Source organism: Streptomyces sp. NPDC096105 (genome assembly GCF_044763335.1).
Lineage (GTDB): Bacteria > Actinomycetota > Actinomycetes > Streptomycetales > Streptomycetaceae > Streptomyces.
The window spans coordinates 1-19996 of the sequence record NZ_JBIWGC010000028.1 but is presented as its reverse complement, the minus strand read 5'-3'; the positions used below and the strand labels follow the sequence as shown (position 1 = coordinate 19996).

At 74.2% G+C, this 19996-nt stretch carries 23 protein-coding genes; 15 read left to right on the top strand and 8 right to left on the bottom strand.

The window, feature by feature from the left end; translation table 11 throughout:
* Positions 1 to 149: 149 nt before the first annotated feature.
* The 5 genes from ACIQ8B_RS29995 to ACIQ8B_RS29975 all read left to right on the top strand — a co-directional run bounded on the left by ACIQ8B_RS29995 (position 150) and on the right by ACIQ8B_RS29975 (position 4687).
* Entirely contained in the window at positions 150 to 1220 is a 1071-nt protein-coding gene (locus ACIQ8B_RS29995; RefSeq protein ID WP_403551131.1) for a sulfite oxidase, read from the top strand.
* 65 nt (positions 1221 to 1285) lie between these two features.
* The gene (locus ACIQ8B_RS29990) at positions 1286 to 2248 is read left to right on the top strand and encodes a Rieske 2Fe-2S domain-containing protein (RefSeq protein WP_403551129.1); all 963 of its coding nucleotides are present in this window, start codon (positions 1286 to 1288) and stop codon (positions 2246 to 2248) included.
* A gap of 96 nt (positions 2249 to 2344) precedes the next feature.
* The gene (locus ACIQ8B_RS29985; protein WP_290011510.1) at positions 2345 to 2815 is read left to right on the top strand and encodes a hypothetical protein; all 471 of its coding nucleotides are present in this window, start codon (positions 2345 to 2347) and stop codon (positions 2813 to 2815) included.
* Positions 2812 to 3987 (top strand): zinc-dependent alcohol dehydrogenase, encoded by a 1176-nt coding sequence (locus tag ACIQ8B_RS29980; RefSeq protein WP_290011512.1) that lies wholly within the window; start codon positions 2812 to 2814, stop codon positions 3985 to 3987. The genes ACIQ8B_RS29985 and ACIQ8B_RS29980 overlap by 4 nt, the downstream gene beginning before the upstream one ends.
* Positions 3988 to 3997: 10 nt before the next feature.
* Positions 3998 to 4687, top strand: coding sequence for a phosphodiesterase (locus ACIQ8B_RS29975; protein ID WP_403551127.1), 690 nt, complete (start codon positions 3998 to 4000; stop codon positions 4685 to 4687).
* Positions 4688 to 4714: 27 nt separating this feature from the next.
* Here the strand turns inward: ACIQ8B_RS29975 and ACIQ8B_RS29970 are convergent, their stop codons facing one another.
* The 4 genes from ACIQ8B_RS29970 to ACIQ8B_RS29955 all read right to left on the bottom strand — a co-directional run bounded on the left by ACIQ8B_RS29970 (position 4715) and on the right by ACIQ8B_RS29955 (position 7185).
* Positions 4715 to 5404: a hemerythrin domain-containing protein gene (locus ACIQ8B_RS29970; RefSeq protein ID WP_290011515.1), complete on the bottom strand. Its 690-nt coding sequence runs from the start codon at positions 5402 to 5404 to the stop codon at positions 4715 to 4717.
* Positions 5401 to 5556, bottom strand: coding sequence for a hypothetical protein (locus ACIQ8B_RS29965; RefSeq protein ID WP_157951299.1), 156 nt, complete (start codon positions 5554 to 5556; stop codon positions 5401 to 5403). Before ACIQ8B_RS29965 ends, ACIQ8B_RS29970 begins: the two co-directional genes overlap by 4 nt.
* A 125-nt stretch (positions 5557 to 5681) precedes the next feature.
* Positions 5682 to 6215: an SRPBCC family protein gene (locus ACIQ8B_RS29960; RefSeq protein ID WP_403551124.1), complete on the bottom strand. Its 534-nt coding sequence runs from the start codon at positions 6213 to 6215 to the stop codon at positions 5682 to 5684.
* Positions 6216 to 6309: 94 nt separating this feature from the next.
* On the bottom strand, positions 6310 to 7185 hold the full coding sequence (locus tag ACIQ8B_RS29955; RefSeq protein ID WP_403551122.1) for a PhzF family phenazine biosynthesis isomerase: 876 nt from the start codon (positions 7183 to 7185) through the stop codon (positions 6310 to 6312).
* Between the two features lie 182 nt (positions 7186 to 7367).
* On the opposite strand from ACIQ8B_RS29955, the gene ACIQ8B_RS29950 reads away from it, so the two are divergent.
* From ACIQ8B_RS29950 to ACIQ8B_RS29925, 6 genes are all read left to right on the top strand, one after another.
* The gene (locus ACIQ8B_RS29950; protein ID WP_403551120.1) at positions 7368 to 9686 is read left to right on the top strand and encodes an FdhF/YdeP family oxidoreductase; all 2319 of its coding nucleotides are present in this window, start codon (positions 7368 to 7370) and stop codon (positions 9684 to 9686) included.
* Positions 9687 to 9916: 230 nt separating this feature from the next.
* Positions 9917 to 10090 (top strand): hypothetical protein, encoded by a 174-nt coding sequence (locus ACIQ8B_RS29945; protein WP_403551118.1) that lies wholly within the window; start codon positions 9917 to 9919, stop codon positions 10088 to 10090.
* A gap of 27 nt (positions 10091 to 10117) precedes the next feature.
* Complete coding sequence (locus ACIQ8B_RS29940; protein WP_403551116.1) at positions 10118 to 11092, top strand: hypothetical protein; 975 nt, start codon at positions 10118 to 10120, stop codon at positions 11090 to 11092.
* 763 nt (positions 11093 to 11855) lie between these two features.
* Positions 11856 to 12695, top strand: coding sequence for a patatin-like phospholipase family protein (locus ACIQ8B_RS29935; RefSeq protein ID WP_403551115.1), 840 nt, complete (start codon positions 11856 to 11858; stop codon positions 12693 to 12695).
* A gap of 62 nt (positions 12696 to 12757) precedes the next feature.
* Positions 12758 to 13576: a nucleotidyltransferase domain-containing protein gene (locus ACIQ8B_RS29930; protein ID WP_403551113.1), complete on the top strand. Its 819-nt coding sequence runs from the start codon at positions 12758 to 12760 to the stop codon at positions 13574 to 13576.
* A 129-nt stretch (positions 13577 to 13705) separates the two neighbouring features.
* A complete protein-coding gene (locus tag ACIQ8B_RS29925) occupies positions 13706 to 14179 on the top strand; it encodes an SRPBCC family protein (protein WP_290011525.1) in 474 nt (157 codons plus the stop codon).
* A gap of 88 nt (positions 14180 to 14267) precedes the next feature.
* Here the strand turns inward: ACIQ8B_RS29925 and ACIQ8B_RS29920 are convergent, their stop codons facing one another.
* Positions 14268 to 14759 carry a hemerythrin domain-containing protein gene (locus ACIQ8B_RS29920; protein WP_106415847.1) on the bottom strand — a complete coding sequence of 164 codons (492 nt, stop codon included), beginning with the start codon at positions 14757 to 14759 and terminating at the stop codon, positions 14268 to 14270.
* Positions 14760 to 14884: 125 nt separating this feature from the next.
* On the opposite strand from ACIQ8B_RS29920, the gene ACIQ8B_RS29915 reads away from it, so the two are divergent.
* Positions 14885 to 15106, top strand: a complete 222-nt coding sequence (locus ACIQ8B_RS29915) for a hypothetical protein (RefSeq protein ID WP_403551110.1) — start codon at positions 14885 to 14887, stop codon at positions 15104 to 15106.
* Positions 15107 to 15125: 19 nt separating this feature from the next.
* Here the strand turns inward: ACIQ8B_RS29915 and ACIQ8B_RS29910 are convergent, their stop codons facing one another.
* Positions 15126 to 15641, bottom strand: coding sequence for a GNAT family N-acetyltransferase (locus ACIQ8B_RS29910; RefSeq protein ID WP_403551108.1), 516 nt, complete (start codon positions 15639 to 15641; stop codon positions 15126 to 15128).
* Between the two features lie 225 nt (positions 15642 to 15866).
* Between ACIQ8B_RS29910 and ACIQ8B_RS29905 the strand changes: the two genes are divergently transcribed.
* The 3 genes from ACIQ8B_RS29905 to ACIQ8B_RS29895 all read left to right on the top strand — a co-directional run bounded on the left by ACIQ8B_RS29905 (position 15867) and on the right by ACIQ8B_RS29895 (position 18316).
* Complete coding sequence (locus ACIQ8B_RS29905; protein WP_403551106.1) at positions 15867 to 17294, top strand: APC family permease; 1428 nt, start codon at positions 15867 to 15869, stop codon at positions 17292 to 17294.
* 307 nt (positions 17295 to 17601) lie between these two features.
* Positions 17602 to 17796: a hypothetical protein gene (locus ACIQ8B_RS29900; RefSeq protein ID WP_403551104.1), complete on the top strand. Its 195-nt coding sequence runs from the start codon at positions 17602 to 17604 to the stop codon at positions 17794 to 17796.
* A gap of 64 nt (positions 17797 to 17860) precedes the next feature.
* Positions 17861 to 18316, top strand: a complete 456-nt coding sequence (locus ACIQ8B_RS29895) for a tellurite resistance TerB family protein (protein WP_290011531.1) — start codon at positions 17861 to 17863, stop codon at positions 18314 to 18316.
* Between the two features lie 92 nt (positions 18317 to 18408).
* Here the strand turns inward: ACIQ8B_RS29895 and ACIQ8B_RS29890 are convergent, their stop codons facing one another.
* A complete protein-coding gene (locus tag ACIQ8B_RS29890) occupies positions 18409 to 19344 on the bottom strand; it encodes a M56 family metallopeptidase (protein WP_403551101.1) in 936 nt (311 codons plus the stop codon).
* Positions 19345 to 19350: 6 nt separating this feature from the next.
* Positions 19351 to 19737 carry a BlaI/MecI/CopY family transcriptional regulator gene (locus tag ACIQ8B_RS29885; protein ID WP_403551099.1) on the bottom strand — a complete coding sequence of 129 codons (387 nt, stop codon included), beginning with the start codon at positions 19735 to 19737 and terminating at the stop codon, positions 19351 to 19353.
* Positions 19738 to 19996 lie beyond the last annotated feature (259 nt).

The window sequence follows — 19996 nt, the reverse complement described above, 5'->3', positions numbered from 1 at the left end:
CGCAGCAGCACACGACCGAGGGCCCGGTCATGGGCGACGCCTGACCAACGGCCGGAGGCCTCACCGCCCGGCCGTGCCTGACCGGCGATCCGCCCGCCCGGTCCCGCTCGACCGGGCGCGTCCCCGGGGACAGGCGGACAATCACGACCATGGGCATGTGGGGCAAGCGGGACGACATGGTGGTCCACGGGCAGGAACCGTTCAACGCGGAGCCGCCCGGGGCCGTGCTGGCCGGCGCGGCGGTCACGCCCGTCGACGCCTTCTACAGCCGCAACCACGGTCCGGTGCCCCGCCTCGACCCGGCGGACTGGCGGCTCGTGGTGGACGGCCTGGTGACGCGCCCGCTGCTGCTGTCCCTGGACGACCTGTCGTCCCGCTTCGACGCGACCGAGGCGACCGTCACCCTCCAGTGCGCGGGCAACCGGCGCGCCAACCTGACCGCCGTCCGCGCCGTCACCGGGGAGACGCCCTGGGGGCCGGGCGCCCTGTCGACCGCCCGGTTCGGCGGGGCGCGCCTCGCCGACGTCCTCGCCCACGCCGGGGTCGCGCCGGAGGCCGCCCACATCGCCTTCCACGCCCCCGACGTCTCCCCGTCCGCCGACCCGCCCCAGCCGTACGAGGTGTCCGTCCCGCGCCACCGGGCGCTGGCCCCGGACGTGCTGCTGGCCTGGACGATGAACGGCGCCCCGCTGCCCACCGTCCACGGCGCGCCCCTGCGGGTGGTCGTACCGGGCTGGATCGGCGCCCGCAGCGTCAAGTGGCTCACCCGCGTCACCGCGCGCACCACCCCCTCCGACGGCTACTTCCAGGCCACCGCCTACCGCCTCCCCCCGGCCGGACGTGACACCGAGGGCGTCACCCTCGGCCCGCTCCCGCTCAACTGCGCCGTCCTCACCCCGTACGACGGCGCCGTCCTGCCGCGCGGCCCGGCCGAGGTCACCGGATACGCGCTCGCCGGCGAAGGGCGCACCGTCGCCCGGGTCGAGGTGTCCACGGACGGCGGCCGCGCCTGGTCCCGTACCGCGCTGGACGAGCCGGACGGGCCGGAGGCGTGGCAGCGGTGGCGCACCACCCTCGACCTGCCGGCCGGCGACGTGCACGTCCTGGCCCGGGCCTGGGACTCCTCCGGCACGGGCATGCCGGAGTCCCCGGCCTCGCTGTGGAACCCCAAGGGCTACGTCAACAACGCCTGGCCCCGCGTACGCCTGCGCGTCCGCTGACCGGCCCCGGCCGCGCGGGCCGCCTCCCGTTGTTTGCCCGCCGCGCGCGGGGAAACTCAGCGCCCATGAGCAAGAAGCCTGGGCGCCGCCTCCTCGGACAGAACCGGATGCTGTGGCTGCTGGACGCGCTGGAGCGCGATCCCGGCCGTGACCAGCTGATCGACGCGCTCGGCGCACGCGTGCGCGCGCTGCCGCTCGGGCGCGTCCGGAACGTACTGCACGGCAAGTGGCTCGGCCACCCCGTGCACCCGATGACGATCCACCTGCCCATCGGCAGCTGGATGTCGGCCGCCGTGCTGGACCTCAAGCCCGGCCGGTCCCGGCAGGCCGACCTCCTGGTCGCCCTCGGGCTGGCCGGGTCCGTCCCCACCGCCGTGACGGGCCTGACCGACTGGGCGGAACTCCGCCGCGAACAGCAGCGGGTGGGCCTGGTGCACGCCATGGCCAACACGGCCGCCGTCGGCCTCTACGGCGCCTCCCTCGTGCTGCGCCTCACCGGCCGGGGCACGGCCGGACGTGCCCTCGGGTACCTCGGGCTGACCGCGGTCGGCGTCGGCGGGCTGCTCGGCGGCCACCTGGCGTACCGGCAGGCGGCCGGCGTCAACCACGCCGAGGAGGTCCCGCACGTCGTGCGCGACGGCTGGCACCGCGTCGGCGGCGTCGACGACTTCCCGGTGGGCGAGCCCGTACGGTGCCTCGTGGACGACGTGCCGGTCCTGGTGGTGCGGGAGACCGGCGGGGAGGTCCACGCGCTCGCCGAACGCTGCAGCCATCTGGCGGGACCGCTGTCCGAGGGCACGGTCGCCGACGGATGCGTCCGCTGCCCCTGGCACGGCAGCGTCTTCCGGCTCTCCGACGGCTGGAACGTCGAGGGTCCCGCCACCGCGCCCCAGCCCGCCTTCGACACGCGCGTGACCGACGGCCACGTGGAGGTGCGGCTGCCCCAGCACGACGTGCCCGAGACGCCGTACGGCAGCGAGGCGTTCGCGGAGACCTCCGCCGACGGGCACCGGCCCCCGCGGCGGTGACGCACGCGCGGTGCGCCGGAAGCGGCCGTTTCGTCGCGCCCGGCGCGGAAACCCGGCGCCTCACGGTGACCGCCGGTGACGAGTGGGAGGCAGTGGATGAAGAAGGCGTTGTGGATGGTTCCGGTCGCCGCGGCCGGCGTCGCGGCGGCACGCAAGGCCGGGACGGCGGCGCGCGGCGGCGATGACGACCGGGCGGGCGACCGGTGGCTCACGGTGACGGTGAACCGTCCCATGGAGGACGTCCGGCAGGACGGCAAGCTGCCCGAGCCCCTCGAGCGGCTCGCCGACCGCATCGAGGTACGGACACAGCCCGCACCGGGCGACCGCGGCACGGAGCTGGCCGCCCGGCTCAAGGAGCCGGTGCCCCCCGCCGCGACCTCCGTGCCCTCGCGCCTGGCAGGGAAGGACCCGCGCCAGGAGGTACGGCACGCGCTGCGCGAGGCCAAGGCCGTACTGGAGACGGGGGAGGTCATGCTCCCCGACGCACCGCCGACGGCCCGGCCCACACCGGGCGGCCGGCTCGTCGGCCTGCTCAGCCGCCGCTCCGGCGGGGAGGGAGTGCTGTGAAGGCCCTGTGCTGGGAAGGCGTCAACAAACTGTCCGTCGAGCAGGTCCCCGACCCGGAGCTGCGCAACGACCAGGACATCATCGTGCGGCTCGTCGCGGGCACCACCTGCGGCTCCGACCTGCACCTCATCGGCGGCTACATCCCGGCGATGCGCGCCGGGGACGTCATCGGCCACGAGTTCGTCGGCGAGGTCGTCGAGACCGGGTCCGCGGTGCGCCGCCACAAGGTGGGCGACCGGGTCGTCGTCTGCTCGTTCGTCGGCTGCGGCCGCTGCTGGTACTGCGCCAACGACCTGTGGTCGCTGTGCGACAACACCAACACCAACCCCGGTGTCGGGCAGGCCCTGTTCGGCTACGAGACCGCCGGCATCTTCGGCTACTCGCACGCCATGGGCGGCCTGCGCGGCAGCCACGCCGAGTACGTGCGGGTCCCGTTCGCCGACTACGGCGCCTTCACCGTGCCCGAGGGCATCGACGACACCAGTGCCCTGTTCCTGTCCGACTCCGTGCCCACCGGATGGATGGGGGCGGACCTCGGCGGGGTGAAGCCCGGCGACGTGGTGGCCGTCTGGGGGTGCGGCGCCATCGGCCAGATGGCGGCGCGGGCGGCGATCCTGCTCGGCGCGGAACGCGTCATCTGCATCGACCGCATCCCCGAGCGGCTGGAGATGACCGAGCGGTACATCGGCGCCGAGACCATCGACTACACCACCACCGACGTGGCGGCGGAACTGCGCGAACGCACCGGCGGCCGCGGCCCCGACGTGTGCATCGAGGCGGTCGGCATGGAGGCCCACAGCGACGGGCCCATGCACCTGTACGACCAGGCCAAGCAGCAGCTCCGGCTGCAGACGGACCGCCCCACCGCCGTACGCCAGGCCATCCACGCCTGCCGCAAGGCGGGCACCGTGTTCGTCCTGGGCGTGTTCGCGGGCGCCGTCGACAAGTTCCCGCTCGGCGCCGTGGTCAACAAGGGGCTCACCGTGCGCGGCGCGCAGATGCACGGGCAGCGCTACGTCCCGATGCTCCTCGACCGGCTCGCCGCCGGGGAGATCTCCACCGCCCACCTGGCCACCCACTCGGTGTCCCTCGACGACGCCCCCACGGCGTACGACATGTTCAAGCACAAGACCGACGGCTGCGTCCGCGCGGTCATCCGTCCCGGGCTCTGAGGGGCCGTCCATGGCCGGCGTACTGAAGACCGCCCACCGGGCCGCCGCACAGGTGGCCCGGTGGCGGGGCGCGCCCGCCGTGCACCCCACCGGGGTGCTGTGCTCCGGCACGCTGCACGTCACCGGGCGCGCCGACCGCCCGTGGGGCGAGCCCTGGCTGGACCGGCACGCCTCGTACCCGGTGACCGTGCGCTGGTCCCACGCCCTGGGCACGCCCCGGCGGCTGCCGGACGCGCTCGGCCTGGCCGTCCGCGTCGAGGACGCCGGCGGCCCGGACCGGCCGCTCGACCTGCTGTTCACGTCCAGCGGCACGGGCCGCCTCGGCCGCCACCTGCCGCTGCCGCGCCCCGACGCCCTCACCGGGGCGTACTCCACCCTGCTGGCGTACCGGACGGGGGAGTGCGAGCGGGTGCTCGCCGCGTTCCCGCTGCTCGATCCGCCGCACACACCGCGGCCGACGCTGTGGCAGGAACTCGCCTGCCGTCCTGTGCGGTTCCGGCTGTGCGCCGCCGCGGCCGGTGAGCCCTGGCGCCCGTTCGCCTCCCTCGCCCTCGAAGCGGTGCACCCCGCCCCCGCGGAGACCACGGTGTCGTACGACCCCGTCGCGCACAGCCTGCCCGGCCTGCGGCCGGCCGGACGCCTCAACCGGCTGCGCGACGCCGCGTACGCGGGCTCCCGCCACGGACGCGGCGCCGCATGATCCCCTGGCTGTGTCTCGCTGTGCCCGCTAACCGCGCCGGCGGGCGGAACGGACCGCCAGGGCGACCGCGCCTCCGGCCGCGACCGCTCCCGCCACCACGAGGGAGGCACGGCGGGCGGCCGGACCACTGCCCGGCGTCAGGTCCCGCAGCCGGTCGAAGGCGCTGAGCGGGACACCCCGCAGCGCGTTCCCGGGCGGACGACGGGGCACGCCCGGATGCGGCCGGGTCGGGGCGGTCACCCGTACGGCCTCCCACGCGGCGCCGACGCGCCGCAGCTTGCGGTCGTCGAACGCGGTCCGCAGATGCGGCAGCAGCTCGTCCTCCTCGTCGCGGATGTCCTCCCGGATGAGCGCGAACGCCTCCTGGATCCACTCCGCGCGCCGGGGATCGCCGGGGGAGCGTTCGATCCGGGCGATCAGTTCGTTGATCGCCTGGTGCTCCTCCTCGACCCGGCGGGTCAGCGCCTCCCCGTCCGGGGCGACGCGCCGCAGCAGCGGCCACAGCACGGTCTCCTCGGCGAAGGCGTGGCTGAACACCAGCTGGACGATGTCCAGCCACAGCCTGTCGCGTTCGCCGGGCGGGAGGTCCGCGGACCGGTAGCGGTTCATCATCGCGTCGAGCCGTGCGTGGTCCCGGCGCTGCCGCATCAGGATGCTGTCGTCACCACCGAGCGCGTCGGCGTCCTGTCCGGAGATCGACACGGCGGGTGCGGTCACGGCCGCCCTCCGGACGTGTCTCCGGAGTCCTGGGCGTCCGCGCCGCCGGGCGCCTCCTGGTCCCGGGACTCGTCCTCCTCGGGGTGGACGTCCTTCTCGCCCGTCTCCTGCTCCAGCGGATGGGTGAGGTCCTTGTCGTCGGGGGTGCTCATGGTCGCTCCTCGGGTCGGTTCCGAGCGCCGGGTTCCCCGGAAGGACCGGACCTCGCAGCCGAACCGGGTTTTTCTCGCGCGCTTCCGTCCCGTCCCGCGCGTGGACCGGCTGTCGCTCCCGTGGGTCAGCCGACCGGCCAGCCCGCCACGCGGCTTCGCGGGGGCTCCGCCTCCAGGGGCCGCACATGCCCCTTGCGGATGACGCCGCGCCAGGCGCCGCACTCCTGGCCCACCCCTTCGATGAACTGCTTGAAGCGGCCCAGCTCGGCCCGCACCAGCCGCGGTGTCACCGGCGTCCGGTGCACCAGGTGCCGCTTCGTCGGCCGGGCCACGGACCGCAGGCTCACCACGATCCCGGTGCGGTTCGGGTCCAGGGAGCGGAACCGCACCTCGCCCCGGTGCCCGGCCCAGCGGCCGAGGCCCTGCCACGCGATCAGCTCGTCGGGATGCTGTTCGACGATCTCCGCCGTGTACGTCCAGGTCGCCCAGCCGGTGCCGATCTCCCACCGGGTGAGGTTCGGGCGGAGCTGCTCGACCCCCTTCACCCAGCGCATGAAGCGGGGGAAGGTTTTGAACTGGGTCCACTGGTTGTAGGCGGTGTGCACGGGAACGGCGACCTCGATCGCCTCTTCGACGGACTGCGCGGCTGCTGCAGGCATGGCCCCACCTGTCGCTCGGGTTCTCTTCCCCAGTGTGCCCCGCATGCCGCACCGCTACCACGCGTCTCCGCCCGGTCGCCCCCCGCCCACGCCGTCAGCCGATGCGTACGCCCGCCCCGGTGACGCGGACGCGGGGGTCGCCCGCGCGCAGGGTCACCGTGAGCTCCCCGGGACGGCCCAGGTCCTCGCCCTGCCGCAGCGTGAGGACGGCGTCCTCGGTGACCAGGCCCAGCTCACGGGCGTACCCGCCGAACGCGGCGGCCGCCGCCCCGGTCGCCGGGTCCTCGACGACACCGCCGACGGGGAACGGGTCACGGACGTGGAACAGCGTCGCCGACTCCCGCCACACCAGCTGCACGGTGGTGAGGTCCAGGCGGTGCATCAGCGCTTCGAGACGCTCGAAGTCGTAGGCCAGATCGGCCAGACGGGCACGGGTGGCCGCCGCCAGCACCAGGTGGCGGGCGCCGGCGTACGCGATGCGCGGCGGGAAGGCCGGGTCGAGGTCGGCGGCGGGCCAGTCCAGCGTGGCCAGCGCCTCCGCCAGATCGGCGTCCGCCACGTCCTCGACGTACGGCTCGACGCTGGTGAGCGTGGCCCGGACCGCGCCGTCCTCCTCCGTCACGTCCACCGGCACCGGGCCGGCCTGCGTCGCGAACAGCAGCGGACCCGGGCCCTGCCGCTCGGCGAGCGCGACGGCGGCCGCGACGGTCGCGTGCCCGCAGAACGGCACCTCGGCCTTCGGACTGAAGTACCGGATGCGGTACGTCCGTCCCTCCGGCCCGTCCAGCCCCTCCGGCGGGGCGGTCAGGAACGCGGACTCCGAGTACCCGAGCCCGGCGGCGACGGCCAGCATGTCCCCGTCGTCCAGGGCACCGGCGTCCAGCACCACCCCGGCGGGGTTCCCGCCCGCGGGGTCGCTGGAGAAGGCGGTGTAACGCAGCACCTCGGGCCGCGACGCGATCGTTGTCATACGCGCGACAACATGCGCGGAGACCGTGATGTTCCCCCGGCCGCCGAAGGGGAACCCGGGGGCCGCGCTTCCCCCCGGCCGCCCGGCGGCCGGGGCAACCCCATCGGCGGAAGATCATGTGGCCGTCACCCCACGGGAGCGTGAGACTGGGAGACGTCCGCGTGTCCGGTGAAGGAGAGTCCATGCCCGAGCGGCCCGACGACGGTTCCCAGGAGCGGCTCACCGTGACACCGCCCAAGAAATGGGCCACGGGAGCGCCCGCGGTGATGCACGCGCTGGAGTACTCCCTCGAGCAGACCTCCCCCCTGCGCACCGGGCAGACGCTGCTGACCATGAACCAGGTCGACGGCATCGACTGCCCCGGCTGCGCCTGGGCCGACCCGGCCCCGGGACAGCGGCACCGCAACGAGTACTGCGAGAACGGCGCCAAGCACATCAACGACGAGGCGACCACCCGCCGCATCAGCCGCGACTTCTTCCGCGAGCACACGGTGTCCGGCCTCGCCCGACGCTCGGACAAGTGGCTCAACGACCAGGGCCGGCTCACCGAACCGATGGTCAAGCGGCCCGACTCCGACCACTACGAGCCGATCAGCTGGCACGACGCCTTCGGACTGCTCGCCGGTGAACTCACCTCCCTCGACTCGCCCGACGAGGCCGTCTTCTACACCTCCGGCCGCGCCAGCAACGAAGCCGCCTTCGTGCTCCAACTGTTCGCCCGCGCCTTCGGCACCAACAACCTGCCCGACTGCAGCAACCTGTGCCACGAGTCCAGCGGCTACGCCCTGCACGAGACCCTCGGCACCGGCAAGGGCACGGTCAGCCTGGAGGACATGCACCACGCCGACCTGATCTTCGTCGTGGGACAGAACCCCGGCTCCAACCACCCCCGCCAGCTCTCCGCGCTGGAGACGGCCAAACGCAACGGCGCCCGCATCATCGCGGTCAACCCGCTTCCCGAGGCCGGACTGCTGCGTTTCAAGAACCCGCAGAAGGCACGCGGGCTGATCGGCCACGGCACCCCGATCGCCGACCGGTTCCTGCAGATCCGCGTCGGCGGTGACCTCGCGCTGTTCCACGGCCTCAACCGGCTCCTCCTGGAGGCCGAGGACGCCCGCCCCGGCACGGTGCTCGACCACGACTTCATCCGCACCAACACCGAGGGGTTCGAGGAGTTCGCCCGGCACGTCCGCGCCGTCGACTGGGACGACATCCTCACCGCGACCGGCCTCACCCGCGAGGAGATCGAGCAGGTCCGCGACGACGTGCTGCGCTCCGAACGGGTCATCGTCTGCTGGGCGATGGGCATCACCCAGCACAAGCACGCGGTGCCCACCATCCGCGAGTTCGTCAACTTCCTCATGCTGCGCGGCAATCTGGGCCGTGCGGGCGCCGGAGCCTGCCCCGTGCGCGGCCACAGCAACGTACAGGGCGACCGGACGATGGGCATCTGGGAGAAGATGCCGGACTCCTTCCTGGACTCCCTGCAGCAGGAGTTCGGCTTCGACCCGCCGCGCCACCACGGACTCGACTCGGTGAACGCGATCCGCGCGATGCTCGAGGGCCGCGTCAAGTTCTTCCTCTCCCTCGCCGGCAACTTCGTCCGCGCCGCACCCGACAGCATGGTCACCGAGGAGGCCATGCGCGCCTGCCGGCTGACCGCCCACATCTCCACCAAGCTCAACCGGACGCACACCGTCTGCGGCCGTACCGCGCTGATCCTGCCGACCCTCGGCCGCACCGAACGGGACGTGCAGTCCGGCGGCGAGCAGTTCGTCACCGTGGAGAACTCGATGAGCGAGGTGCACACCTCACGCGGACGCCTCCAGCCGGCCTCGCCGCTGCTGCTCAGCGAGGTCGCCATCCTCTGTCGCCTCGCCCGCCGCACCCTCGCGGGACGCGGCCCCGACATCCCCTGGGCGGCGTTCGAGTCCGACTACGGCGAGATCCGGGACCGCATCTCCCGCATCGTGCCGGGACTGCACGACTTCGACCGGCGCGTGGTGCGCCCCGGCGGCATCCGGCTGCCCAACGCGGTCAACGAGGGCGTGTTCCACACCGAGGCCGGCAAGGCCCGGTTCACCCGCAACGACCCCGAGGCGCCCAGCGTCCCCGACGGCCACCTGCTGCTGCAGACGCTGCGCTCCCACGACCAGTGGAACACCGTCCCCTACACGGACAACGACCGCTACCGGGGCATCCACGGCAGCCGGCGCGTCGTCCTCGTCAACCCGCGCGACCTCACCGAACTGGGCCTCGCCGACGGGGACCGCGTCGACCTGGTCGGCGTGTGGACGGACGGCACGGAGCGGCGCGCCGACGGCTTCACGGTCGTCGCGTACCCCACGAAGGCCGGGACAGCGGCCGCCTACTACCCGGAGACCAACGTCCTGGTGCCCCTGGACAGCGTCGCCGACGGCAGCAACCAGCCCGCCTCCAAGAGTGTCGTCGTCCGGCTGGAGCCCGCGCCCCGGCCGGCTGCGGCGCCGGTCCCCGGCTGAGCGGGACGGCGGCCGGGACGTCCGTCCATCCCTTCGACACGTGCGCGCGGCCACCGTGTGGTGCCCGGTGCGGGTCGACCACGTCGTCGTGGTCTCCCGCCGGCCGCGCTTTGAAGGGCCGCATTCCGAGGCGCGCTTCTCTTCGCCGGCGGGGCGCGCGAGGCGATCGACACGGTGCGGGACCTCGCGGGGGAGCGGGGCGCCGGCGAGGCCGCCGCAAACGGCGGCCGGTGGTCCTCGGACGCGGCGAGCGGCACTTCGGGCCGGTGGACGGGCGCGGCAAGCACCTGCTGGAGGACCCGCGCGTCGTGATCCCGGGCGCCGGGCCGTGCGCCTGGTCCGCCGCGTCCGCCGCTGACCGGCTGACCGGGCACCGATCCGCCGCCCGCCGCAAGATGGGATGAGGGGGCCGACGACCGAGAGGTGCGGTGATGGGTGACAACGCCGACGACACCGGGAACGACGCGGCGGAGATCGAGGAGACGGACGCCTACGACGCCGGCGAGGGCGGGGACGAGGAAGCCGTCGCCCGGCCTCCGGCCGCCCCCGCGGACACGGACGTCTTCCTCGACGTCCCGCTGCTCAAGGTCGACGAGATCGACCTGGACGTCGAGGATCTGCGCGCCCATGTCTCGCTCCAGGCCGAGGTGCTCGACCTGCTGAAACTGAGCGTCGGCGCGGACGTCTCCCTCGGCCGGGTGCACCTGGGCATCTCGGGCGTGGAGGCCCAGGCCCGGCTCAAGGTGCGCCTCGACAACGTGGCCGTGATCGTCGACCGGGTGCTCACCACCGTGGACCGCAACCCGGAGATCCTCACCGAACTGGCCCGGGGCGTGAGCGCCGCCGTGCAGGACGTCGGCGGCGGAGCCCGGGAAGCGGTCGGCGCGGTGGGCACGGGCGCGGGACAGGCCGTCCAGGACGTCGGACGCGGCGCGGGAGGAGCGGTCCGGGACGTGGGCCGCGGCGCCGGCGGAGCCGTCGAAGAGGTCGGCCGGGGCGCCGGGGGCGCGGTGCGGGAGGTCGGCGCGGGGGCCGGGGAGGCCGTCCAGGACGTCGGGGGCGGGGTCGGCGAGGTCGCGGAGGACGTGGGACGCGGCGCGGGAGCGGCGGTGGAAGAGGTGGGCGGGGGAGCGGGGCGCACCGTCCAGGACGTCGGCTCGGGGGCGGGGCAGGCCGCCGAGGGAGCGGGGGAGACCGTCGCCGGGGCGGCCCCGGCCGGGCCGGAGGCCGCGGACGCGGCGGGCGGCGCCCCGGCCCCCGCTCGCAAGGCGACCCGCTCGGCCGCGAAGAAGCGCACGGCGGCCGAGGGCGGCACCGCCAAGCGCCGGGTGCGCGGCGAGGACGGCAAACCGCCCCCGAGGCGCACCCGCCGCCGCACCGTGGGGGAGCCGGGAGAGCCGCCCTGAACGCCCGCGACCCAGGGCGACGACCCGAGGGACATCGCCTTCCACGCGACGGTCCACGCCGACCGCCTCCGCTTCGCCGACGCCCCCCGCACCGCCGTCCGCTTCCCGGGCACGGGCGACCGTGCGTCGGTCAGCCACAGCGACCGCACCCACCTCCCGGACCAGGTCGAACCGGGCGTGGACTACCGCGACGTCACGGTCCGCTACCGCCTGGAGACGGGCGTGCCGGACGCGGACGGAACCGCGCCCAACCCCGGCGACCTCCCCAGCGGTGCATGATCGCCGTACACCGCCGGAGGACGTGAAGACGACCGGGCAGCCCGCGCGCCACCTCTGCTCGGTGCGGCACGGCGAGGCCCTGCCCGACGAGAGCGGACTCACGGGGAACGGCCGTCGGCAGGACCCGCCACCGCCCGCCCGGGGACGGTGCGTGGTGCTCGCCGGGTCGGCGGCGGTAGCGCTGGGGGCACCACAGATCGGGGGCAGGCGTCGCTGACTGCCCGGTGCCGGCACCGGCATCGTTTCCGGTGCCGGTCCATGGAGAAGGAGTGCCGGTGCCGAGGTCCGGCGGCGACGAGGAGAAGCCGGCGCCGGCGGTGACGGACGCCGTCGGCACGGCGTTCCGCGCGCGACGTCCCTGCCGGGGCGCGCCTTGGCGGGGAGTGCTCCCCGCTTCGCTGGTAGGCTTCTCGACATCAAACGGGGAGGTGTCCCCGCTTAGTGTGTCGAGGCGTCTGCCGCAGGCAGGGGAAGGGGAGGAGCCGTGCCGGACAAGGCGCTCGTGCTGGGCGGCGGCGGACCGGTGGGCGGGGCCTGGCTGACGGGGATGCTCGCCGGACTCACCGAGGCGGGCGTCGGCCTCGACGCCGCCGACGTCGTGATCGGCACCTCCGCCGGCGCCGTCTTCGGCTCCCGCCTCCGCTGCGGCACCCCGGCCGCGGAGCTGTACGAACGCCAGCTGTCCGGCGCCGACGCCGTGCGCCTGCCGGTGACCGCACGCCAGACGGCACGGTTCCTGTGGGCCGCCCTCGGGTCCCGCGACCCCGAGCGCTCGGTCGCACGCCTGGGCCGCACGGCGCTGCGCGCCCGCACCGGACCCGAGTCGGACGTTCTCGGCACGGTCGGCCGGCTGCTCGGCGAGGCGCGTGACTGGCCGGGGCGCGAGCTGCGCATCGCGGCCGTCGACGCACGGGCCGGGAAGGTCGAGGCGTTCGACGCGCGCTCCGGGGTGACACTGCTCGAAGCGGTCGCGGCGAGCTGCGCTGTCCCCGTCGTCTGGCCGCCGGTCACCGTCGCCGGACGGCGCTGGATGGACGGCGGCAGCCGCTCCACCGCCAACCTCCAGCTCGCGCACGGCTGTCGGCGGGTGCTGGCGGTCGTGCCGGTCCCGCGGGCGGTCGGGCCGCACCCGAGCGCTTCCGAGCAGGCCGCGCGGCTCACCGAGGAGGGCGCGCACGTCGTACTGCTGTGCCCGGACGAGGACGTCCGCCGCGCGATGGGCCGTGACCTGGCCGACACCGCACGCGGTCCGGCGGCGGCGCGGGCCGGGCACGCGCAGGCCCGTGGGGTCGCCGCCGAGGTGGCCGGCGTCTGGGGGCGCTGACCCCCGCGACGGAACGAAAAACGCGGTCGCAGCGCCGGGCCCCGTTCGGCACACTCGACCCGATGGACGAGATCTCCCGCGTCGCGGACCGGCTGCAAGAGGTCGACGGTGTCGTCGCGGTCGCCCTCGGCGGCAGCCGCGCCCGCGGCACGCACCGCCCCGACTCGGACGTCGACCTGGGGCTGTACTACCGGGCTCCGCTCGACACGGCGGCGTTGCGCCGGCTGGCCGCCGGACTGTCCGGAGACACGGCGGAGGTCTCCGAGCCCGGCGGCTGGGGCCCGTGGGTCGACGGCGGCGCCTGGCTGACCGTCGACGGTACCCCCGTCGACTGGATCTACCGCGACCTGGACCGCGTCCACCGGGTCTGGCAGCGGTGCCGCGACGGACACGTCGAGACCGGCATCCAGGCCGGCCATCCCTACGGCTTCTCCTCCCACACGTACACCGGGGAGGTGGCCCTGGCCCGCGTCCTCACCGACCCCACCGGCGAGCTCACCGCGCTGCAGACGGAGATCCGCTCCGGATATCCCCGGCCCCTGCGGAACGCGCTGGTGGGACAGGCGCGCTGGGAGGCGCCGTTCATCCTGGCCGCCGCCCGCAAGGGCGTCCCGCGCGGCGACGCCTTCCACGTGGCCGGCTGTCTCCACCGCGCGGTCGGCCTCCTCGTCCACGCCCTGCACGCCGACGCCGGCGCCTGGGTGCTCAACGAGAAGGACGCGGTCCGCTCGGCGGGCGCGCTCCCGTCCGCCCCCGTCGGCTTCACCTTCCGCGCCCACGCCCTCTTCGGCACGCTCGACGCGTCCCCGGAGCGCCTCACGGCCGCGATCGACGACGCCGACCGGCTGGCCGCCGACGTACTGGACGCGCTCCCCGGCTGAGCGCGGACGGCATCACGGATTTTCAGGCGCCGCCTGCCGGGTACCCGCCGCACCGGACGACCCGTACAGGGCGAAGGGCCGACGTGCCCGGCACGCCGGCCCTTCGCGCAGAGAAAACCAGGAGGATCCATGAGCACGGTCAAGGAAGCGGTCGACGTGAACGTCCCCGTCCGCCGGGCCTACGACCAGTGGACGCAGTTCGAGGACTTCCCGCGCTTCATGGAGGGCGTCGAGGAGGTGACGCAGCTCGACGACCGCCACAACCACTGGACCACCAAGATCGGTGGGGTGAAGCGTGAGTTCGACACGGAGATCGTGGACCAGCTCGTCGACGACCGGGTCACCTGGCGGACCATCGACGGCGACACGAAGCAGCGCGGGTCGGTGCGGTTCGAGCCGCTGGACGACACGCACACCCGCGTGGAACTCACCATGGAGGTCGAGCCCACCGGCATGGCCGAGAAGGGCGCGGACGCCCTGGGCATCATCGACCGCCGGGTCAAGGGCGACCTGCACCGCTTCAAGGAGTACGTCGAGAAGGGCGGCAGCGACGGCGGCTGGCACGGCCGCATCCGCCCTGAGGACCCGGCCGCCGGGCACTGACACCCGGCCACCGGAGACACGCGGAGGCCGGCCCTTCCCGGACGAGGGAGGGCCGGCCTTCCGCAGGCCGTACCACCGGCCGTGCGTGTCAGGACTCGACGATCTTGCGCACGTTGTCCACGGAGCCGCAGCCGGACTTCAGCTGGCGCTCCCGCTCCTCCCGGAACGCCTTGCCCAGCTCCTCACGCCGCTCCATCGCCACGTTCTCCCGGGCGCCGTTGAGGATCGTGCGCTCCTCCTCGTCGGCGTGGTGCGTGACGGCCTCGACGAGCTCCTCCAGCTTCTCGTCCCACTCGTCGCTGCCGATCTCCTCGACCTCGAGCAGGGCCAGCAGGGCCTGGTTGCCCTCGTCGTGCTCCTCCTCGCCGTGCTCGACCTCGTCGTCGTCGATCTTCTTGTAGCGCTTCAGCGCGGGGTACACCTCGGACTCCTCGGCCAGTGCGTGGGCGATCAGCAGGTCCGAGAACTCGCGCAGTGCGGCCCCCCGGTCGTCCTCGACGCTGCGCATCCGGCGGAACAGGTCCTCCATGCGCCGGTGGTCCTGGAGGATGAGCTCGACGACGTCCGATGTCTCGGGCATGACTGCACTCCTTACATGTGAGCGGACTCGGCGACTACCGAATGCCCCGTCCCGCCGGTCTGAGTACTCCCGATTCCCGGGGGAACCCTCCGGGGCGCACCGGCCGGTCACCGGTGTACGGACCGGTGACCTCGCGGAAGCCCGCCGTCGGCCACGGAACGTCGCCCGGCGGCCCGGCGAAGACGGCCGCCGCGATCATCGCGTCGGCCGCACAGCAGCCCGCGCCGCCGCGGCTGGTGCCGGGCAGCGACGCGTACGCCTCCGTCCGCGACGCCCCGGCCGGACGACTCGCCGACGTCGGCACCCAGAAGGAGTCCGCCGCGGCCACCTGCTTCCCGGCCGCCTGACAGCCGGGCCGGCGGAGGGTCAGGACGGTGCGAGATCGGTGCGTGGGTCGATCGCCCAGTGATTGCTCCGCAGGACCCGGTCCGCGAACGCGACCTCCCGCTCCGCGACGAAGCGGAAGCCGAGGGAGCGGCAGATGCCGTTCGAGGCGGGGTTGTCCGCGGCGGGGAAGGCGTGCACGACGCCCCAGCGGTTCTCGTCGCGGGCCCGTTCGAGCAGGGTGCGGGCGGCGCGCTTGCCCAGGCCGCGGCCCTGGAACTCCGGCAGGATCATCCATCCGATCTCCGGGACCGGCCCGTCGTCCGTGTCGTGCGACCACAGGGTCACCGTTCCGGCCACCACGTCGGGCGCGGCCGGATCGGGCACGATCATCTTGATCCACGAGACGTCGGCGGCCGCGTCGCGCGCGTCCCGGCGCACCTTGTCGGGTATGCCCTCCCGAGGCAGCGGGCCGCCCAGGTGGGCCATCATCACCGGGTCGCACCGCATACGGATGTACGCGTCCACGTCGTCCGGCACGACATTCCGCAACTGCACGGCGTCCTCCTCGCTCGGCCTGGAAGGACCCTACTCGGCCGTGGGACCCGGCGGGACCTGTCACGCGGCGGCCCCGCACCCGGTCACGTACTGACGAGGGGGGCGGGAACCGGCCCACCGCGACAGCCGCCGTCCCCCGCCTCCCGAGGCCGGTGTGACGCGACCCATCTCCGCACCGCCACATGCACGAGCGTGTTTTCGCCGGCACGGGGGAGACGGTGCGGTATGGCAAGACGAGTCGGTCACGAGGCAGCGACGCGGACGCAGGGCGCGGCACAGGGGCCGACGGCCCTCAAGCGCGCGCTGACGACCCCGCTGCTGTACTTCTTCATCCTGGGCGACGTGCTCGGCGCCGGTGTGTACGTCCTGGTCGGACAGGTCGCCGCCGACTCCGGGGGAGCGGTGTGGGTACCGCTCGTCGTCGCACTGCTGCTGGCGATGCTCACCGCCGCCTCGTACGCCGAGCTGGCGACGAAGTATCCCCGGGCCGGCGGCGCCTCCCACTACGCGACCCGCGCCTTCGGGCCGTTCGCCGGCTTCGTCGCGGGCTTCTGCATGCTCGCCGCCGGCATCGTGTCCGTGGGGGCCCTCGCCCGCGGCTTCGGCGGCGACTACCTGTCGGCCTTCGTGACCCTGCCCGTGGGACTCGTCGCCGTGGTCTTCCTGGGCCTGCTCGCGCTCGTCAACGCACGCGGCATCAAGGAGTCCACCCGCGCCAACGTCGTCGCCACCGTCGTCGAGGTGGGCGGCCTGGCCGTCATCGTCGTCCTCGGCGCGTGGCTGCTGCTGCGCGGCGACGGCGACCCCGGCCGGCTCACCGAGCTCGGCACGCCGGAGAAGGGCGCGGCGGCCGCCGTGCTGAGCGGCTCCGTGCTGGCGTACTACTCGTTCGTCGGGTTCGAGACCTCGGTGAACGTGGCCGAGGAGACCCGCGACCCGCGCCGCTCCTACCCCCGTGCCCTGTTCGGCGCGCTGGCCACCGCCGGCGCCGTGTACGTGCTGGTCGGTCTCGCCGCGTCCGCCGCCGTGCCGACCGCCGAGCTGGCCGCCTCCAGCGGGCCGCTGCTCGAAGTCGTGAAGGAGGCGGGCGGTGTACCGCCCAAGCTGTTCAGCGCCATCGCCCTCGTCGCCGTGGCCAACGGCGCCCTGCTCACCGGCATCATGTCCTCCCGCCTGGCCTACGGCATGGCGAAGGACGGGCTGCTGCCGGGCGCGCTGACCAAGGTGCTGCCGGGCCGCCGCACCCCGTGGGCCGCCATCGCGGTCACCACCGGCCTGGCGATGCTCCTCGCCCTCACCGGCAGCGTCGCCACCCTCGCGTCCACCCTGGTCCTGCTGCTTCTCGTCGTCTTCCTCATGGTCAACACCGCGGTCCTGGTGCTGCGCCGCGACCCGGGGACGGCCGACCACTTCCGTACGCCGGTCGTCCTGCCGGTGCTGGGCATCGCGTCGTGCGTCGTGCTCGCCACGCAGATCGAGGCCGCGGTGTGGCTGCGCGGCCTGGCGATCGTGGCGGTCGGCATGGTGCTGGCCGCGATCAGCGCCGCCGGGCGCTCCAGGCGCGTGGACGACCACGCCGAGGAGGGTGCGGGGGAGGACCCGGAGAAGGCCGCGGGGAGGGACGCGGACGAGGACGCGCCGCAGCGCGACTGACCGTCGCTGCGGGACCGGACGCGCCCTTCAGGCGTCCACGACCTCGTCGACGCCCTCGCGGGCGCGCAGCATCTCGCGCTCGCCCCCGCGCCGCGACGTGGCCGACCCGCCGCTGCCTCCCGCCTGCGGGCGACCCGTTTTCGGCCGTTTCCGGTGAGCGCTTCCCGCCGTGCGGCTCACGGGCCGACCGCGCCTTATGCTTCTACGCGTCTGTAGAAAGGGTCGTCCAGCGGTGGGCCTGACGCACGCTCAGGAGGACACGGATGGCTGCGAACCGCCCGGTCAGGGTGTTGAGCACGGCCCTGGCATGGCAACCGCCGTCGCGGCGGGCGCCGCGGGTCTCGCCGTCGGTGTCGTCGGCGGCATGGTCGCGGCCGAAGCTGTCGACGAGATCGGCGACTTCTTCGAGGGCTGCCGGCGGCCCGCCTCGGGGCCGCCGGCAGCGAGACGGCTGATCGCTGATCGCACCCCGCCCCTGCTGGTACCTTCTACATTGTTGTAGAAAGAATGGGAGCCCGGACGCCCCCCTTCCGTCCGGGCTCCCACCCGACACGTACGGAGCTCTCATGGCCCTGTGGGACCGCCTCAAGGAGTCCGCATCATCGATGCAGACCCAGCTCATGGCGAAGAAGAACGATCTGAAGAGCGGCGCCTTCCGTGACGCCAGCATGGCGATGTGCGCGCTGGTCGCCGCCGCCGACGGCACCGTCGACCCCGCCGAGCGGCAGCGCGTCGCCCAGCTCATCGCCACCAACGAGGTGCTGCAGAACTTCCCCGCCGACGATCTGCGCCGCCGCTTCGAGGCCAACCTCGACAAGCTCACCGCCGACTTCGCGTTCGGCAAGGTGAGCGTCATCCAGGAGATCGCCAAGGCGAAGAAGAAGCCCGCCGAGGCACGGGCCGTGATCCAGATCGGCATCGTCATCGGCGGCGCCGACGGCGACTTCGACAAGGACGAGCAGGCCGTGGTCCGCGAGGCGTGCTTCGCGCTGGACCTGCCGCCGCACGAGTTCGACCTCTGACCGGTCGCGTCAGACCTCTGACTGCGACCTTGACACGCGAAGGGCCGGAACCGTCACGGTTCCGGCCCTTCGCGCAGCCCACGCGGTCGCGGTCACAGCGGCGTGGCCGCGTACAGGATGAGCACCATCGTCACCGCAGAGTTCGCGGACGACATCGCCGACACGACGGCTCCCGTGGCCGCGCCCCACGCCGCGACGCCCACCGCCGTGAACAGGGAGGGCCAGGTGCGCACCGCCGGCGCGGGCCCGAGCAGGGCCGCCACCCTGCGCGGCACCGGTCCGGCCGCGGCGAAGCCCGCCAGCGTGGCCACCGGGGTGCCCCGGGACACCAGCGCCGCCCTGCCGATGGCGCGGGCCACGGTGCGGCGGCTGCCGACCGTCTGCGCCGCGTCCTCGTCCGCCCACCGCTCCGTCGTGTACGCCACCGCCGTGCGCAGCGGCCGCAGGAACGGGTTGGCCTGGGCGGCCAGTCGCACCGTGAGGAGGAAACGGTGGTGACGGGCCGCCAGATGGGCTCGCTCGTGGGCGAACAGCGCCCGGCGCTCGGCCGGTTCCAGACAGTCCAGCAGAGCCGTCGTGACCACCACACGGCCCCGTCGGCCGCCGCCCGGAAGCGCGTACGCGTACGGCGCGCTGTCCGGCAGGACGGCCACCTCCGTGTCCCGCAGTCCCGCCAGCGCCCGATGGATGCGGCGACGCACCCGAGCGTGCCGCCACCAGGTCCGGCCGCACGCGACCAGCACGGCGAACAGCGCGGGGATCGCCGCCTTGCCCACCACCTCGTCGTACGGCACCGCCGCCCGCACCTCGGGGTCCGACCAGCCGTCGGGCAGTGGATTGCCGGGCAGCTGGGCGGTGCCGACCACCATCACCAGGGCGAGACAGAGTGTGCTGCACGCCGCCATCACCGCGGCCACCCCGGTCAGCAGCCGCGTCGCGGTCCGCGGATGCAGATGCTGCTCGGCCAGGCGCGCGATCGGCCACGCCGTCAGCGGCAGCACCAGCGGCAGAAAGACGAAGACCCCCATGAGGCTTCAGTCTTCCCCGTCGCGCCCCGCCGGACGCAGCAGCTCCCGCAGCAGCCGCTCGTCGTCGGGCCCCAGGCCGGTCACGAAGCTGGCCAGGACAGCCTCACGGTCGCTCTCGGAGTCCAGCACCTTCCGCATCCGCCGGGCGGCCAGTCCCGCCTGGTCCAGCGCACACGTCCAGGCGAACGACCGGCCCGCCCGCTCCCGCGTGACGGCGCCCTTGGCCAGCAGCCGGGTCAGGATGGTGATCACGGTCGTGTACGCGAGGCCGCCGCCCAGCCGCTCCTGCACCCAGCCGGCGGTGGCCGGTCCGTCCGCCTCCTTGAGCGCCGACAGGACCAGAGCCTCCAGCTCACCCTGCCCCCGCCGGGGACGCTGCCCCTGCTCGCCCACGTCCTGTCTCCCCTCTGCCGCCGTGTGTTTCCCGCGCGGCCATCGTATAGACGTCCGCACCTCACCCGGCCCCACGCCGAGTGCGGTCGCGTGCCGAGCGGCGCACGCGACGTACGGTCGCACGCCCTGCCCTGTGATCTCTACAGTGATGTAGATTCGTAGCTCCGGGCCCGCGCCGCGGGCCTCGACCTCACCCGCCGAGAAGGAGTACGCAGTGGGAGTTTCCCTGTCCAAGGGCGGCAACGTCTCGCTCAGCAAG